This is a genomic window from Luteimonas sp. J29, assembly GCF_000472505.1.
GTDB lineage: Bacteria > Pseudomonadota > Gammaproteobacteria > Xanthomonadales > Xanthomonadaceae > Luteimonas.
This window is the reverse complement of record NZ_AWZR01000001.1, coordinates 427532-441449: the sequence shown is the minus strand read 5'-3', so window position 1 is coordinate 441449 and position 13918 is coordinate 427532. Positions and strand designations below refer to the sequence as shown.

The window sequence follows — 13918 nt, the reverse complement described above, 5'->3', positions numbered from 1 at the left end:
GATCAGCTCCAGTACAGGCGCATCGGGTTGTCCACCAGCAGCTTGCGCTGCAGCTCGGCGGTGGGCGCGATGTGGGGGATGAAATCGACCAGCAGGCCGTCGTCGGGCATGTGGCTGGTGAGGTTGGGGTGCGGCCAGTCGGTGCCCCACAGCACGCGGTCGGGGAAGGCCTCGACCACGCGGCGCGCGAACGGCACCACGTCGCGGTAGGCGTTGCGCTCGCCGTCGAGCGCCGGCGGGCCGCTGATGCTCAGGCGCTCGGGGCAGGTGACCTTGCACCAGACCCGGGGATTGTCGGCCATGAAGCGGATGAAGCGGTCGAACTCCGGCCCGAACGCGTCCCTGCCCACGTCCGGGCGGCCCATGTGGTCGACCACCACGGTGGTGGGAAGCGAGGCGAAGAAGGCCTCGTGCTCGGCCAGGTCCGCGGCCTCGAAGTAGATCACCACGTGCCAGCCCAGCCTGGCCACGCGCTCGGCGATCGAGGCCAGCTCGTCCTTGGGCGCGGAGTCGACCAGGCGCTTGACGAAGTTGAAGCGCACGCCGCGCACGCCGGCCTCGTGCATCTCGTGCAGCTTGGCGTCGGTCACGCTCGCGCGCACCGTCGCCACGCCGCGCGCGCGTCCGCCGGAGCGGCGCAGCGCATCCACCATCGCGCGGTTGTCGGCGCCGTGGCAGGTGGCCTGCACGATCACGTTGCGCTCGAAGCCGAGGTGGTCGCGCAGCGCGAACAGCTGCTGCGCGCTCGCATCGCACGGCGTGTACTTGCGCTCGGGCGCGTAGGGGAAGATGTCCCCGGGGCCGAACACGTGGCAGTGCGCGTCGACCGCGCCGGACGGGAGCTGGAAGGCGGGCTTGCTGGGATCGGGATGCCAGTCCAGCCAGCCGGGGGTCTTCTCGAACGTCATCGGGTTCCTCGGGAGGTGCAGGCGGCGCGCAGGCGGTCGGCCTCGGTGCGCCAGTCGGGACTTCGGGCGAAACCGGGCTGGCCGCGCTCGCCGAACGCGCCCGCGTCGGCGAGCTCCGCCATTCGCGCCTGGCGCCGGGCAGCGGCCTCGGCGGTCCAGGGTTCCAGCCCGGCCTCGGCCACGGTGCGGGCGACCTCGCGCATCTCCTCGCTGCGCCGGCGGCCGTGCTCGATCACGCGCTGGAAGAAGTAGCTGGCCTGGGCCTGCCAGTCGATGCCGGGGAAGGTCTCCTCCAGCGAGGCCAGGACCGCGTCCTCGACGCCGTATTCGCGGGCGGCAGCGAGGCTCTCGACGACCAGCGCCTCGAGCCCCTTGATCACCACGCTGCGGCACATCTTGGTCGCGCTGGCCACGCCCAGGCGTTCGTCGTGGAAGCGCGCGGCGAAGCCCAGCGCCTGCAGCGGCGCCTCCAGCGCGCGCGCATGCGGGCCACCCAGCAGCAATGGCACCTTGATCCGGTGCGGCGGCACCGAGGTCATCACCGCGCCTTCCACGTAGCGGGCGCCGGCGCCGTCGACGGCGGCCGCGGCCTCACGCTTGGTCCCGGGCGAGGCGCTGTTGAGGTCGAGGAAGAACGCGCCCGCCTGCATGCCTGCGAGGCAGGCGCGGGCCGCATCCAGCGTCCGGCTGGCGGTGACCGCGCTGACCACCAGCCCGGCGCCGGCGACGGCGTCGGCGGCATCGCGGCCCGGCACCACCCCGTGCGCGTCGGCGTGCGCGCGCATCGCATCGCCAAGCGGTTCGCCAACGGTGGCGAGCGCCAGGTCCCAGGCGCGCACCTGCACGCCCGCGGCGCGCAGGTCCTCGGCCAGGATCTTCCCGACCTCGCCGTAGCCGATGAGCGCGACCCGTCGCATGGTCAGTCGATGTACCGCAGCCCGGCGCGCGCCAGCGGTTCGCGCATCGCGTACATGTCCAGGCCCAGCTCGCCCGCGGCCAGGCGCTCGCGCTTGGCGCCCTCGTTGGCCTCGCGCTTGCGTGCCGCCTCCAGGGTGGCCGCGGCGCGCTCGCGCGGCACGCAGACCACGCCGTCGTCGTCGGCCACGATCACGTCGCCCGGGGTCACCCACATGCCGGCGCAGACCACCGGGATGTTCACCGAGCCGAGCGTCGCCTTGATCGTGCCCTTGGCGCTGATCGCCTTGCTCCACACCGGGAACTGCATCTCTTGCAGCGTCTTCACGTCGCGCACGCCGGCGTCGATCACCAGCGCGCGCGCGCCGCGGGCCTGGAAGCTGGTGGCCAGCAGGTCGCCGAAGTAGCCGTCGCTGCATTCGGCGGTGACCGCGGCCACCACGATGTCGCCCGGCCGGATCTGCTCGGCGACCACGTGCATCATCCAGTTGTCGCCCGGGTGCAGGAGCACGGTCACCGCGGTGCCCGACACCTGCGCACCCGGGTAGATCGGCCGCATGTAGGGCCTGAGCAGGCCGACCCGGCCCATCGCCTCGTGCACGGTGGCCGAGCCCAGCGGGGCCAGCGCGTCGGCGACCTCGCGGTCGGCGCGCTGGATGTTGCGGTACACCACGCCCAGTTCGTACATGGTCACTTGCCCTTCCGCTTCAGCGCCGCGTCGAGCCGCGGATACACCCGGCGCGCGTTGCCCTCGTAGATCTTCTGCCTGTCCCCGGCGCTGAGCCGGGTGTTGGCCTCGATGTAGCGCCTGGTGTCGTCGTAGTAGTGCCCCGTCTCCGGGTCGATGCCGCGGACCGCGCCGATCATCTCGCTGGCGAACAGGATGTTGTCCACCGGGATGACCGTGGCCAGCAGGTCGATGCCCGGCTGGTGGTAGACGCAGGTGTCGAAGTAGACGTTGTTGAGCAGGTGGTCGCGCAGCAGCGGCTTCTTCAGCTCCTGGGCCAGGCCGCGGTAACGGCCCCAGTGGTAGGGCGCGGCGCCGCCGCCGTGCGGGATGACCAGCCTCAGGGTCGGGAAGTCGCGGAACAGGTCGCCCTGGATCAGCTGCATGACCGCGGTGGTGTCGGCGTTGATGTAGTGCGCGCCGGTGGTGTGGAAGCAGGCGTTGCAGCTGGTGCTGACGTGGACCATCGCCGGGATGTCGTACTCGACCAGCTTTTCGTAGATCGGATACCAGCTGCGGTCGGTCAGCGGCGGGCTGGTCCAGTGGCCGCCGGACGGGTCGGGATTGAGGTTGACCGCGACCGCGCCGTACTGCTCCACGCACTTGACCAGCTCGGGGATGCAGGTGGCCGGGTCCACGCCCGGGCTCTGCGGCAGCATCGCGGCGGGGATGAAGTGGTCGGGGAACAGCTGGCTGACCCGGTGGCACATCTCGTTGCAGATCGCCGCCCAGGCCGAGGAGACCTGGAAGTCGCCGATGTGGTGGGCCATGAAGCTGGCGCGCGGCGAGAACACGGTCAGGTCGGAGCCGCGCTCGCGCATCAGGCGCAGCTGGTTGTGCTCGATCGACTCGCGGATCTCGTCGTCGGAAATCCTCAGCTCCGAGGCCCTGGGCATGGCCGACGGGTCGCCGATCGCCGCGATCTGGCGGTTGCGCCACTCCTCGAGCGCCCTGGGCGCGGTGGTGTAGTGGCCGTGGATGTCGATGATCATCTGGTCCTACCTGGTCTTGCGCCGCCGGCGGGGGCGGACGTTGCGCTCACGCCGGCGCCATGCCGTGGGCGAGCAGGATCCCGGACGCCGCGTCCGAGGCCATGAAGTCGAGCAGGCGTGCGGCCGCCTTCGGGTCGCGGCTGCGCACGCACACCGCGCCGGAGAACACCGTCGCGTGCTGGATCGCGTCGGGCAGCGGGCCGATCGCGTCCACGCCCTCCACGCCGACCAGCTCGCTGCGCTGCTGGAAGCCCAGTTCCACCTCGCCGCGCGCGATCAGCGCCGCCACCGGCACGCCCGGCGGCGCCTGGACCAGGCGCGGCTGTACCTGCTCCCGGATGCCCCAGCGCTGGAACAGCCCGGTGAGGTAGGTGCCGCTGGGGCCGGTGGAATGGCCCAGGGTGCGCGCGGCCAGCACCGCCTCGCGAACCTGCGCCTCGTCGGCGACCGGCGGCCGCGGCGCGTCCGCGCGCACCGCCACCCAGATCTCCGACCGCATCAGCGCGCGGCGGCTGCCCGGCACCAGGTGCCCGGCCGCTTCCAGGCGCTCGAGCGCCGGCGCCGCCAGCCACACCAGGTCGACCGGCTCGCCGTCCATGACGCGCTTCTCGGCATCGACGCCGCCGACCGAGGTGATCCGCACCTGGGACAGCCCGGCCGCCAGGGCCCCGGACGCCAGCGCCGAGAGCACCTGGCGCGTGGCCATCGACGACAGGCCCTCGAGGACCGGACGCGGGTCAGCCATGCACGCCTCCCGGGGCCGGGCCGCGCCCCTGCGCGTCAGTGCGCGATCGCGTCGTTCGGCGGGGGGCGGGACGGGAACGCATGACCGGCATTGTTGGTGGTCATCACCATCCCCGCCACGCGGGAACCGCTCTAGCTGTTATCGCATTCCGGCATGGCCGACTCCAATCCATGCCGTCAGTGCTGGGACGAGGGCCGGCTGCGCAGGGTCAGCCACCAGGTCAGCGCGCCGGCCACCAGCAGCACCGGCACCAGCGCCATGAGCACCTGGTTGGCGCTGGAACCGCCGCCGATCAGCACCGCCGCCAGCAGCGGGCCGGCCGCCGAACCCAGCCGCCCCACCGACACCGCGGCGCCCACGCCGGTGCCGCGCACCGCGGTCGGGTACTGCCCGGGGGCCAGGGCGTAGAGGATGGTCTGGGTCGAGGAGACGGTGGCGCCAATGGCCAGGCCGCAGAGCATGGCCGCCAGCGGCGAGGCCGGCGACGCGGCCATCGCCAGCAGCGCACCGATGGTCGCGAGGAATGCCACCGGCACGCAGGCGGTGCGCCAGCGCCCGTCCATCAGCTGGCCGGTGGCCACGCTGGCCACCGCGCCGCCGATGTTGAACAGCATCTGCACCCACGAAGCATCGCGCACGCTCAGCCCGCGGCCCACGAGCAGCGACGGCAGCCAGTTCAGCAGCAGGTACATCGCCAGCAGGGCGAGGAAGAAGCCCACCCACAGCGCCACGGTGCGCAGTGCGCGGCCCTCGCCGAACAGGGCCAGGGCCACGCCAGCGCGTTCGCGCGTGTCGAGCTGGCGCTGCTCGCGCGAGTCCGGCAGGAACAGCAGCAGCGGCACGGTGAGCAGCAGCGGCGCGAGGCCGCCGACCAGGAACACGTTCTTCCAGCTCTCGGGCTCGACGCCCATCGCGCTGGTCAGCGCCGCCAGGGCGCCACCCGTGGGCAGGCCGGCGTACATGGCGCCGACCACGAAGTGGCGGCGGTTCGCCGGCGCGTTCTCGGTCACCAGGGCGAGCAGGTTGGGGAGCGCGCCGCCCAGGCCGACCCCGGTCAGGAACCGGGTGACGAGCAGGCTCTCGGCGCTCCAGCTGTAGGCGGTGGCCACGGACATGGCGCCGAACGCCGCCACCGAGGCGATCAGTACCGCCTTGCGGCCCAGGCGGTCGGACAGCCGGCCGCCGATCGCCGCGCCGAGCATCAGCCCGAACGTGGCGGCGCTGAAGAACCAGCCCAGCTGGTCCGGCCCCAGCTCGAACGCCGCGCGCACGCGCGGCGCAACCACGCCCGCCGCCTGCAGGTCATACCCTTCGAACACCGACACCGCGCAGCACAGCGCCAGCGTCAGCCATGCCGTCCTGCCCGCCGGTTCGCGCACCGCCTGGCCCATGGATCCTCCCGTTTGCCTGTCGCCGCCCGGCAGGCGGCGCTGGCGTCGAGCAGGCCACAGCAATTAGTTATTGTCAATAACTTGCCATCGCGCAACCGCGAATCACGCGACCGGCCGGCGGCCACACGAGGCCCGCGGCGGGCCAGGGACAGGCGCCTTGCGACGCGCGGGCGTGCCGTCGGACAGCAGCCGCGATGCATCTCCCCCGGCGCCACGGCCGGCGTCTCCGCGGGCGGCAGCGATCTTGACTGGTCCGTCCATATATGACCGAATAGTCAATAACTCGAGCCACCACCGCATCCCGCACGCGCCGCGCCCCGGCCGCGCATTGCGACCGCGCCGGCAACCCAAGCCAAGAGGATCCGCATGTTTCCGTTGAACGCCTGGTACGTGGCCTGCACCCCGGACGACATCGAGGGCAAGCCGCTGGGGCGGCGCATCTGCGGCCTGGCGATGTGCTTCTTCCGCGACGAAGAAGGCAAGGCCGCGGCGGTGGAGGACTTCTGTCCGCACCGCGGCGCCGCGCTGTCGCTCGGCACCGTGTGCGAGGGCAAGCTGGTGTGCGGCTACCACGGCCTGGTGATGGGCCGCGACGGCTGCACCGTGTCGATGCCGCAGCAGCGCGTCGGCGGCTTCCCGCGCATCCGCAGTTACCCGGTGCTCGAGCGCTACGGCTTCGTCTGGGTATGGCCCGGCGACCCCGCGCTCGCCACGCCCGACGCCCTGCCCCACTTCGAGTGGGCTGAAAGCCCGGACTGGGCCTACGGCGGCGGCCTGTACCACGTGGAGGCCGACTACCGGCTGATGGTCGACAACCTCATGGACCTCACCCACGAGACCTACGTCCACGCCACCAGCATCGGCCAGAAGGAGATCGACGAGTCGCCGGTGACCACGCGCGTGGTCGGCCAGGAAGTGGTGACCAGCCGCTTCATGGAGAACATCATGGCGCCGCCGTTCTGGCGCGCCGCGCTGCGCGCCAACGGCCTGCCCGACGACCAGCCGGTGGACCGCTGGCAGATCTGCCACTTCACCCTGCCCAGCCACGTCATGATCGAGGTCGGCGTGGCCCTGGCCGGCAACGGCGGCCACCAGGCGCCGGACGCGGTGAAGGCCTCCAGCGTCGTGGTCGACTTCATCACCCCCGAGACCGGCACCAGCCACTGGTACTTCTGGGGCATGGCGCGCCGCTTCAAGGTCGACGACCCCGAACTGACCGCCAGCATCCGCGAAGGCCAGGGCCGCATCTTCGCCGAGGACCTGGCGATGCTCGAATCGCAGCAGCGCAACCTGCTCGACCACCCGGGCCGCGACCTGCTCAAGCTCAACATCGACGCCGGCGGCGTGCAGGCGCGGCGCATGATCGACCGGGCGATCGCGGCCGAAGCGGCCGCCGCCTCCGCGTGAGCGACACGATCGACGTCCGCGTCGCGCGCCGCGCCGACGAGGCCGAAGGCGTGGTCTCGCTGCGCCTGGAACGCATCGACGGCGCGCCGCTGCCGGCGTTCGAGCCGGGCGCGCACGTGGACCTGCACCTGGGCGACGGCCTGGTGCGCCAGTATTCGCTGTGCAACGTGCCCGGACAGCCGTGGTACGAACTCGGGATCCTGCTGGCCGAGGATTCGCGCGGCGGCTCCCGCGCCGTGCACGCGCTGCGCGAGGGCGACCGGCTGCGCATCGGTGCGCCGCGCAACCTGTTCCCGCTCGCGAGCGATGCGCCGCACCACCTGCTGCTCGCCGGGGGCATCGGCATCACCCCGCTGCTGAGCATGGCCGAGGTGCTGCATCGCGACGGACGGCCGTTCGCGCTGCACGCCTGCGCGCGCAGCACCGCGCGGCTGCCGTTCCAGGCGCGCCTGGCCACCGCGCCCTGGAGCCGCCAGGTGCGCGTCCACATCGACGGCCCCGACGGCCCCAGCCACAGCCTCGACGCGCTCGTGGCCGGCGCTCCCGCCGGCAGCCACGTCTACGCCTGCGGCCCGGCCGGCTTCATCGAGGCCGCGCGCCGGGCCTGCGAGGCGGCCGGGTTCGGCGCCGGCCGCTTCCACAGCGAGTCGTTCAGCGCGCTGCCGGTGGATGCGTCGGGCAACGACGGGTTCGAGGTCGAGATCAACGACGGGCGCGTGTTCCGCGTCGCCGCGGACCAGAGCGTGGCCCAGTGCCTCGAGGCGCACGGCGTGTTCATCCCGCTGTCGTGCGAACAGGGCATCTGCGGCACCTGCGTCACCCGCGTGCGGGCCGGCATCCCCGACCACCGCGACCAGTTCCTGACCGACGAGGAACGCAGCTCCGGCGCACTGTTCACGCCCTGCTGCTCGCGCTCGCTGACGCCGAGGCTGGTGCTCGACCTCGATGGCTGAGGCGCCGTGCGTAGAATGGGCCATCGGCGTCCCGCCGCACCGGTAGAGCCGTGGACCTGCGCCAGATCGCCTATTTCGTGCAGGTAGCCGAACTCGGCAGCTTCACCCGTGCCTCCGTGGTGCTGGACGTGGCCCAGCCTGCGCTCAGCCGCCAGGTGCGGCTGCTCGAAGTGGAGCTGGGCCAGCCGCTGCTGGTCCGCAACGGCCGCGGCGTCACCCCGACCGAAGCCGGGCGGGTGCTGCTCGAGCGCGGCCGCGGCCTGCTGCACCAGGTGGAAAGCCTGCGCGACGAGCTCGCGCGCCTGGGCGGCGGCACCCGCGGCAAGGTCGCGCTCGGCATGCCGCCCACGCTGTCCAAGCTCCTGACCGTCGCCCTGGTGCGTTCGGCCGCGCGCCACCTGCCCGGCGTGACCCTGTCGATCAGCGAGGGCCTGAGCACGGTGATGATGGAGGCGCTGGTCGCCGGCAGCCTCGACGTCGCCCTCGTGTACGACCTGCCGCAGCAGCCGGGCGTGGCGCTGGAGACGGTGTTCGAGGAGCCGCTGCTGCTGGTGTCGCGGGCCAGCGCCGGCGCGGATCCGCAGCCGGTGTCGCTGCCCGACCTGGCCCGCCTGCCGCTGGTGATCCCGCGCCGGCCCAACACCATCCGCATGCGGGTCGAGGACACCCTTGCCCGCATGGGCCAGGCGCCCACCATCGCGATGGAGGCCGACGGCGTCGACGCGATCCTCGGCCTGGTGGCCGACGGCGTGGGCCACGCGCTGCTCAGCGCCAACGCGGTGCGCACCGCGGCCCAGCCGCTGCGCTACCTCACCCGGTCCATCGCGCCGCCGGGGCTGACCGCGCGGGTGATGCTCGCGACCAGCGCGCACCGGCCCACCACCCAGGCCCAGCGGTCGATGGTGGCGCTGATCCGCTCCGGCCTGCCGGCCGCGCTCGATCCGGACCGCGACCAGCGCGACGGCCGGCCGGCGTTCTGGCTGTAGGCGCCGCGCCGGCGGCGCCCGCGCCTCAGTCGAGGTCGGGGAACGGCAGGCCGACGTAGTTCTCGGCGATGCTGCGCCGCCCGGTCTCGCTCGACAGCAGGTAGGACAGCTCGGCCTCGCGGATGCGGCGGTCGAAGCCGGGCGTGTCGGGGAAGTCGTGCAGCAGGCTGGTCAGCCACCACGAGAAGCGCTGCGCCTTCCAGATCCGGTCCAGGCACAGCGGCGAATAGCGCTGCAGCGCGTCGTGGTCGCCGGCGCAGGCGCGGGCGAGCAGCTTCCAGGCCACGAACACGTCCGACGCGGCGAGGTTCAGGCCCTTGGCGCCGGTCGGCGGCACGATGTGCGCGGCGTCGCCGACCAGGATCATGCGCCCGTACTGCATCGGCTCGACCACGAAGCTGCGCAGCGGCGCGATGCTCTTCTCGATCGACGGCCCGGTGACCAGGCGCCCGGCGTGCGATTCCGGCAGCCGCCTGCGCAGCTCGTCCCAGAAGCGCTCGTCGCTCCAGTCCTCGACCTTTTCGGTCAGCGGCACCTGCAGGTAGTAGCGGCTGCGGGTGCGGCTGCGCATGCTGCACAGCGAGAAGCCGCGCGGATGCCGCGAGTAGATCAGCTCGTCGTCCACCGGCGGGGTGTCGGACAGCAGGCCCAGCCAGCCGAACGGGTACACGCGCTCGTACTCGGTCAGCACGCCCGCGGGGATGCTGCGGCGGCTGACCCCGTGGAAGCCGTCGCAGCCGGCGACGTAGTCGCACTCGATGCGTTCGCGGCGACCGTCGAGGGTGAACGAGACCGACGGGCGCGCGCCGTCGAGGTCGTGGATCTCCACGTCGGCGGCGCCGTAGTGGATCACCCCGCCCTCGCGCTGGCGCAGCTCCATCAGGTCGCGGGTGAGCTCGGTCTGGCCGTACACCATCACCGAGGTGCCGGTCAGGCCCTTGAGGTCGACGTGGTGCAGCACGCCGTCGACGCCGACGTGGAAACCGTCGTGCGGCAGCCCTTCGCGGTCCATGCGCTCGCCCGCGCCGGCGAGCCGCAGCATCTCGACCGCGCCCTTCTCCAGCACGCCCGCGCGGATCCGGCCGAGCACGTACTCGGGCGTCTGCCGTTCCAGCACCACCACGTCCACGCCCGCGCGCGCCAGCAGCTGCGACAACAGCAGGCCCGACGGGCCCGCACCGATCACCACGACCTGGGTCTTCATCCGCACTCCACGGGAACGGGGCATGCCCCACGGTCCGATTCTTTGCGGCCGGGCCGCGCCGATGAATGCACGGACCGGACCGTCACAGGGACTTTTCGCTCATCCGCCCATTTTTGTTATTGTTCATAACTGTACCCGGGTCCCCCGCCCCGTGAGGAAGCCACGCATGAACGGTTCCGTCCGCGCCCGCGAAGGCAATGCGATTCCGCTGTTCCCGCTCTACGGCGAGCGAACGCCGTGGCAGGCGCCCGACCTGGTGCACTGCGAGACGATCGCCTCGCGCAGCCGCCGCCACGGCTGGGTGATCGCCCCGCACCGTCACGCCGACCTGGGCCAGCTGCTGTGGGTGGCCCGCGGCCGGGTCGCGATCCAGCTCGACGGACGCGAGCATCGCGCCCAGGGCCCGGTGCTGCAGTTCGTGCCGCCGATGTGCGTGCACGGATTCGTGTTCAGCGAGGACGTCCAGGGCCACGTGGTCACCCTGGCCGCGCCGCTGCTGGCCGGGCTGGCCGAGGAACTGGGAGCGGCGGGCGACCTGCGCCAGCCGCTGCGGCTGCGGGTGGGCGAGTCCGGATCGGCCCTCGCCGCCACCTTCGCCCAACTGCACGAGGAGTACCACCAGCGCGCGCCGGGCCGGGAGGCGATGCTGCGCGCCCTGAGCCTGCAGGCGCTGGTGCACCTGCTGCGCGACCAGGCCGACCGCGGGCGACCGGAGCCGGCACCGCCGCCGCGGCGCGCGCGCGAGCTGCAGCTCGAGCGCTACCGCGAACTGGTGGAGCAGCACTTCCGCAAGCACCTGCCGGTGGGCTACTTCGCCCAGCGCCTGGGCATCAGCATCGCCAGCCTCAACCGGATCTGCCGCGACCTCGCCGGCACCAGCGCGCAGGGCCTGCTGCACCAGCGCCTGCTGCTGGAAGCCAAACGCGACCTTGCCTACACCCACAAGCCGATCCAGGTGGTCGCCGAGGAACTCGGCTTCAGCGATCCGGCCTACTTCAGCCGCTTCTTCAGCCGCGCCATGGGCTGCCCGCCGTCGAGCTACCGCGCGCGCGCATGCCACCACCTGGACCGGGGCGGCTGAGGGCGCGTCCGCCGCGGACGCAACAGCCGCCAGGCGCGGGCCGCCCGCGTCCCAGCGCCGCCGGTCGGCTCCGCTCCGCGGCGGCGGGCGTTCGCGCACCCGTGGATGCCTTCTGACCATTTGGTCATAATGGCCACGGCCACGGCGCGTCGCCCGCGCCGCCGGCTACCGTCCGTCGCCGCAGGGAAGGCCGCATGCCCAACGAGTCCCGTCCTGCCACGCGCGCACGGCGCCCCGACCGGCGCCGCGACCGCACCCGCGAGGCGCTGCTGCGCGCGGGCCGGGCGCTGTTCGCGCAGCGCGACGTGGACGCGGTGAGCATCGACGAGATCGTCGACCTGGCCGACGTGGCCAAGGGCAGTTTCTACAACCACTTCCGCGACAAGGAAGCCTTCGCCCGCGAAATCGGGGCCGAGGTGCGCAACCGCGTCGAGCAGGCCATCATCGCGGTCACCGCCGACGTGGACGACGCGGCGCTGCACTCGGCCCTCGCCCTGTGCGTGTTCGCCCAGTTCGCCACCCGCTTCCGCGACTCGGCGCGGGTGCTGTACAAGCTCAACGACGGCTCCACCATGGCCCAGGCGCCGATCAACCGGAACATGGCCCAGGTGCTCGAACGCGGCGTGGCCGGCGGCCGCTTCCGCGACATCGACCTGGAGTGCGCGGTGCTGGTGGTGATGGGCCTGACCGTGATCACGGTGCGCCACGTGCTGGAGGACCGCCTCGCCACCCCGTCGGCGGAGATCGCCCGCAGCATGGCGCAGTCGATGCTGCGCGCGCTCGGCATCCCTCCGGCGCAGGCGCGCTCGCTCGCCGCGACCGCGGTGGCGCGCATCTTCGCCAACGGCGCCGCAGTGTTCCCGGACGCGGCCTGAGCCGCGCCGTCAGAGCGTGGCGCGCAGGCGTGCCAGCTGCGCGTTGAACTCCAGGCGCAGCTCGCCGAGCATCCACGACGCCCGTTCCCGGCGCTCCACCGCATCGGCGCCGGCCGATCCACCCGCCACCGCCACGGTGCGCACGCAGGCGTAGGCCAGCAGCACCTGGCCGGTCGCGCGCAGGAAGCTGTCCGCCACGCGCGCAGGCGCCGACACGTCACTCGCCGCGGCCGCGCGCACGCGTTCGAACGCGGACCAGAGCCTGCGCCGCAGGCGGCGCAGTGCCGCGGCGGGACCCGACTGCCCCGCGGCCTCCGCGGCGGCGGCGACGCGCTCACATTCGCCGCAGAATACCGCCAGGCGCGCGCCGTCGTCGGCCAGCAGCTTGCGCTGCAGCAGGTCGAGCGCCTGGATCTCGTTGCTGCCCTCGTAGATCATCGCGATGCGGCTGTCGCGCACCACCTGTTCGATGCCGTATTCGCGCACGTAGCCGTAGCCGCCGAAGGCCTGCAGCGCGCGATTGGCGAGCAGGTGCCCGCATTCGGTGAAGTGCGCCTTGGCCACTGGCGTCAGCAGTTCGACCAGCATCCCCGCACGCCGGCGCTCGTCCGCATCCGGCGCGTGCTCATGCAGGTCGATCAGGTGGCCCAGCCAGTAGCCGGCGGCGCGCATCTGTTCCGACCAGCCGCGCAGGCAGCGCAGCAGGTGGCGGATCGGCGGATGCGCGGCGATCGGGTCGGCGGGCTGTTCCGGCTCCATGCGCGGCTCGGCGCGCATCTGCCGGCGCTGGTGGGCGTAGGCATGGGCCAGCTCGCTCGCGCGCGCCGCGTGCGCCACGCCCTGCATCGCGGCGTGCAGGCGCGCGGCGTTCATCATCACGAACATCGCCGGCAGCCCGCGATGCGCCTCGCCCACCCGCCAGCCCACCGCGCCCTCGAAGCGCAGCGCGGTGGTGGCGCTGCCGTGCAGGCCCATCTTGTGCTCGAGGCCGTCGACGAACACGCCGTTGCGGCTGCCGTCCTCGAGCACGTCCGGCACCACGAACAGCGAGATCCCGCGCGTGCCCGGCGGCGCGTCGGGCAGCCGCGCCAGCACGAGGTGGACGATGTTCGGGGTCAGGTCCTGGCTGCCGCCGGAAATGAACACCTTGGCCCCGGTGACGCGCACGCTGCCGTCGGCGGCCGGGACCGCGCGCGTGCGCAGCAGCGACAGGTCGCTGCCGGCCTGCGGCTCGGTGAGGCACATCGTGGCCAGCCATTCGCCGCCGACCAGCGGCGGCAGGAAGCGGGCCTGGACGTCCGGCGACGCATGCGCCTGCAGGCAGGCGACCGCGCCGGCGAGCAGGCCCGGGTACATCGTCCACGCATGGTTGGCGCCCGCCTGCATCTCGGTGAATGCCAGTTCCAGCAGCGCGGGCAGGCCCTGGCCGCCCCAGGCGGGGTCGCGGGCCAGGGCCGGCCAGCCGTCCGCGACGTAGCGCCGGTAGGCCTGGGCGAATCCGTCGGGCGTGCGGACGCGCCCGTCGACGAGCCGGCAGCCCTGCACGTCGCCGACCGCGTTGAGCGGCGCCAGTACCTCGGCGCAGAAGCGGCCGGCCTCGGCCAGCACCGCTTCGGCGGTGTCGCTATCGAGCGTGGCGAAACGCGGGATGCGCTTCCAGTCGTCCCCGGCCCGCAGCCACGGGCCGAGGAGGAAGGCGACGTCATCCAGCGGCGGCTGCCACCGCAGCATCGC

Annotated in this window: 13 protein-coding genes; 5 read left to right on the top strand and 8 right to left on the bottom strand. The window is 72.9% G+C overall.

Annotated elements, in window-relative coordinates; genetic code table 11:
* Window positions 1-2: 2 nt before the first annotated feature.
* The 6 genes from LUTJ29_RS0101835 to mhpT form a co-directional block, all read right to left on the bottom strand.
* Entirely contained in the window at window positions 3-908 is a 906-nt protein-coding gene (locus LUTJ29_RS0101835; RefSeq protein WP_027071053.1) for an amidohydrolase family protein, read from the bottom strand.
* Entirely contained in the window at window positions 905-1825 is a 921-nt protein-coding gene (locus LUTJ29_RS0101830; RefSeq protein WP_027071052.1) for a DUF1932 domain-containing protein, read from the bottom strand. Before LUTJ29_RS0101830 ends, LUTJ29_RS0101835 begins: the two co-directional genes overlap by 4 nt.
* Window positions 1826-1827: 2 nt before the next feature.
* Window positions 1828-2511 (bottom strand): 4-carboxy-4-hydroxy-2-oxoadipate aldolase/oxaloacetate decarboxylase, encoded by a 684-nt coding sequence (gene ligK / locus LUTJ29_RS0101825; protein WP_027071051.1) that lies wholly within the window; start codon window positions 2509-2511, stop codon window positions 1828-1830.
* 2 nt (window positions 2512-2513) lie between these two features.
* The gene (locus LUTJ29_RS0101820; RefSeq protein WP_027071050.1) at window positions 2514-3542 is read right to left on the bottom strand and encodes an amidohydrolase family protein; all 1029 of its coding nucleotides are present in this window, start codon (window positions 3540-3542) and stop codon (window positions 2514-2516) included.
* A gap of 46 nt (window positions 3543-3588) precedes the next feature.
* Window positions 3589-4287, bottom strand: coding sequence for a substrate-binding domain-containing protein (locus tag LUTJ29_RS0101815; protein WP_027071049.1), 699 nt, complete (start codon window positions 4285-4287; stop codon window positions 3589-3591).
* 176 nt (window positions 4288-4463) lie between these two features.
* Window positions 4464-5678 (bottom strand): 3-(3-hydroxy-phenyl)propionate transporter MhpT, encoded by a 1215-nt coding sequence (mhpT, locus tag LUTJ29_RS15770; RefSeq protein WP_043740033.1) that lies wholly within the window; start codon window positions 5676-5678, stop codon window positions 4464-4466.
* Between the two features lie 366 nt (window positions 5679-6044).
* On the opposite strand from mhpT, the gene LUTJ29_RS0101805 reads away from it, so the two are divergent.
* Genes LUTJ29_RS0101805 through LUTJ29_RS15765 form a run of 3 tightly spaced genes read left to right on the top strand, consistent with a single transcriptional unit; the run spans window position 6045 to window position 9024 of the window.
* Window positions 6045-7085, top strand: a complete 1041-nt coding sequence (locus LUTJ29_RS0101805) for an aromatic ring-hydroxylating dioxygenase subunit alpha (protein WP_027071048.1) — start codon at window positions 6045-6047, stop codon at window positions 7083-7085.
* Window positions 7082-8038, top strand: a complete 957-nt coding sequence (locus LUTJ29_RS0101800) for a PDR/VanB family oxidoreductase (RefSeq protein WP_027071047.1) — start codon at window positions 7082-7084, stop codon at window positions 8036-8038. The genes LUTJ29_RS0101805 and LUTJ29_RS0101800 overlap by 4 nt, the downstream gene beginning before the upstream one ends.
* Window positions 8039-8088: 50 nt before the next feature.
* Window positions 8089-9024 (top strand): LysR substrate-binding domain-containing protein, encoded by a 936-nt coding sequence (locus LUTJ29_RS15765; protein ID WP_051322592.1) that lies wholly within the window; start codon window positions 8089-8091, stop codon window positions 9022-9024.
* A gap of 25 nt (window positions 9025-9049) precedes the next feature.
* On the opposite strand, the gene pobA is transcribed toward LUTJ29_RS15765, so the two are convergent.
* Complete coding sequence (pobA, locus tag LUTJ29_RS0101790) at window positions 9050-10228, bottom strand: 4-hydroxybenzoate 3-monooxygenase (RefSeq protein ID WP_027071046.1); 1179 nt, start codon at window positions 10226-10228, stop codon at window positions 9050-9052.
* A 166-nt stretch (window positions 10229-10394) separates the two neighbouring features.
* Here pobA and LUTJ29_RS0101785 point away from each other — a divergent pair, with 166 nt between their 5' ends.
* Both LUTJ29_RS0101785 and LUTJ29_RS0101780 read left to right on the top strand, forming a co-directional pair.
* A complete protein-coding gene (locus LUTJ29_RS0101785; RefSeq protein ID WP_051322591.1) occupies window positions 10395-11309 on the top strand; it encodes a helix-turn-helix domain-containing protein in 915 nt (304 codons plus the stop codon).
* 194 nt (window positions 11310-11503) lie between these two features.
* On the top strand, window positions 11504-12184 hold the full coding sequence (locus LUTJ29_RS0101780; RefSeq protein WP_027071044.1) for a TetR/AcrR family transcriptional regulator: 681 nt from the start codon (window positions 11504-11506) through the stop codon (window positions 12182-12184).
* A 9-nt stretch (window positions 12185-12193) separates the two neighbouring features.
* On the opposite strand, the gene LUTJ29_RS0101775 is transcribed toward LUTJ29_RS0101780, so the two are convergent.
* The gene (locus LUTJ29_RS0101775) at window positions 12194-13915 is read right to left on the bottom strand and encodes an acyl-CoA dehydrogenase family protein (RefSeq protein WP_043740031.1); all 1722 of its coding nucleotides are present in this window, start codon (window positions 13913-13915) and stop codon (window positions 12194-12196) included.
* Window positions 13916-13918: the final 3 nt, after the last annotated feature.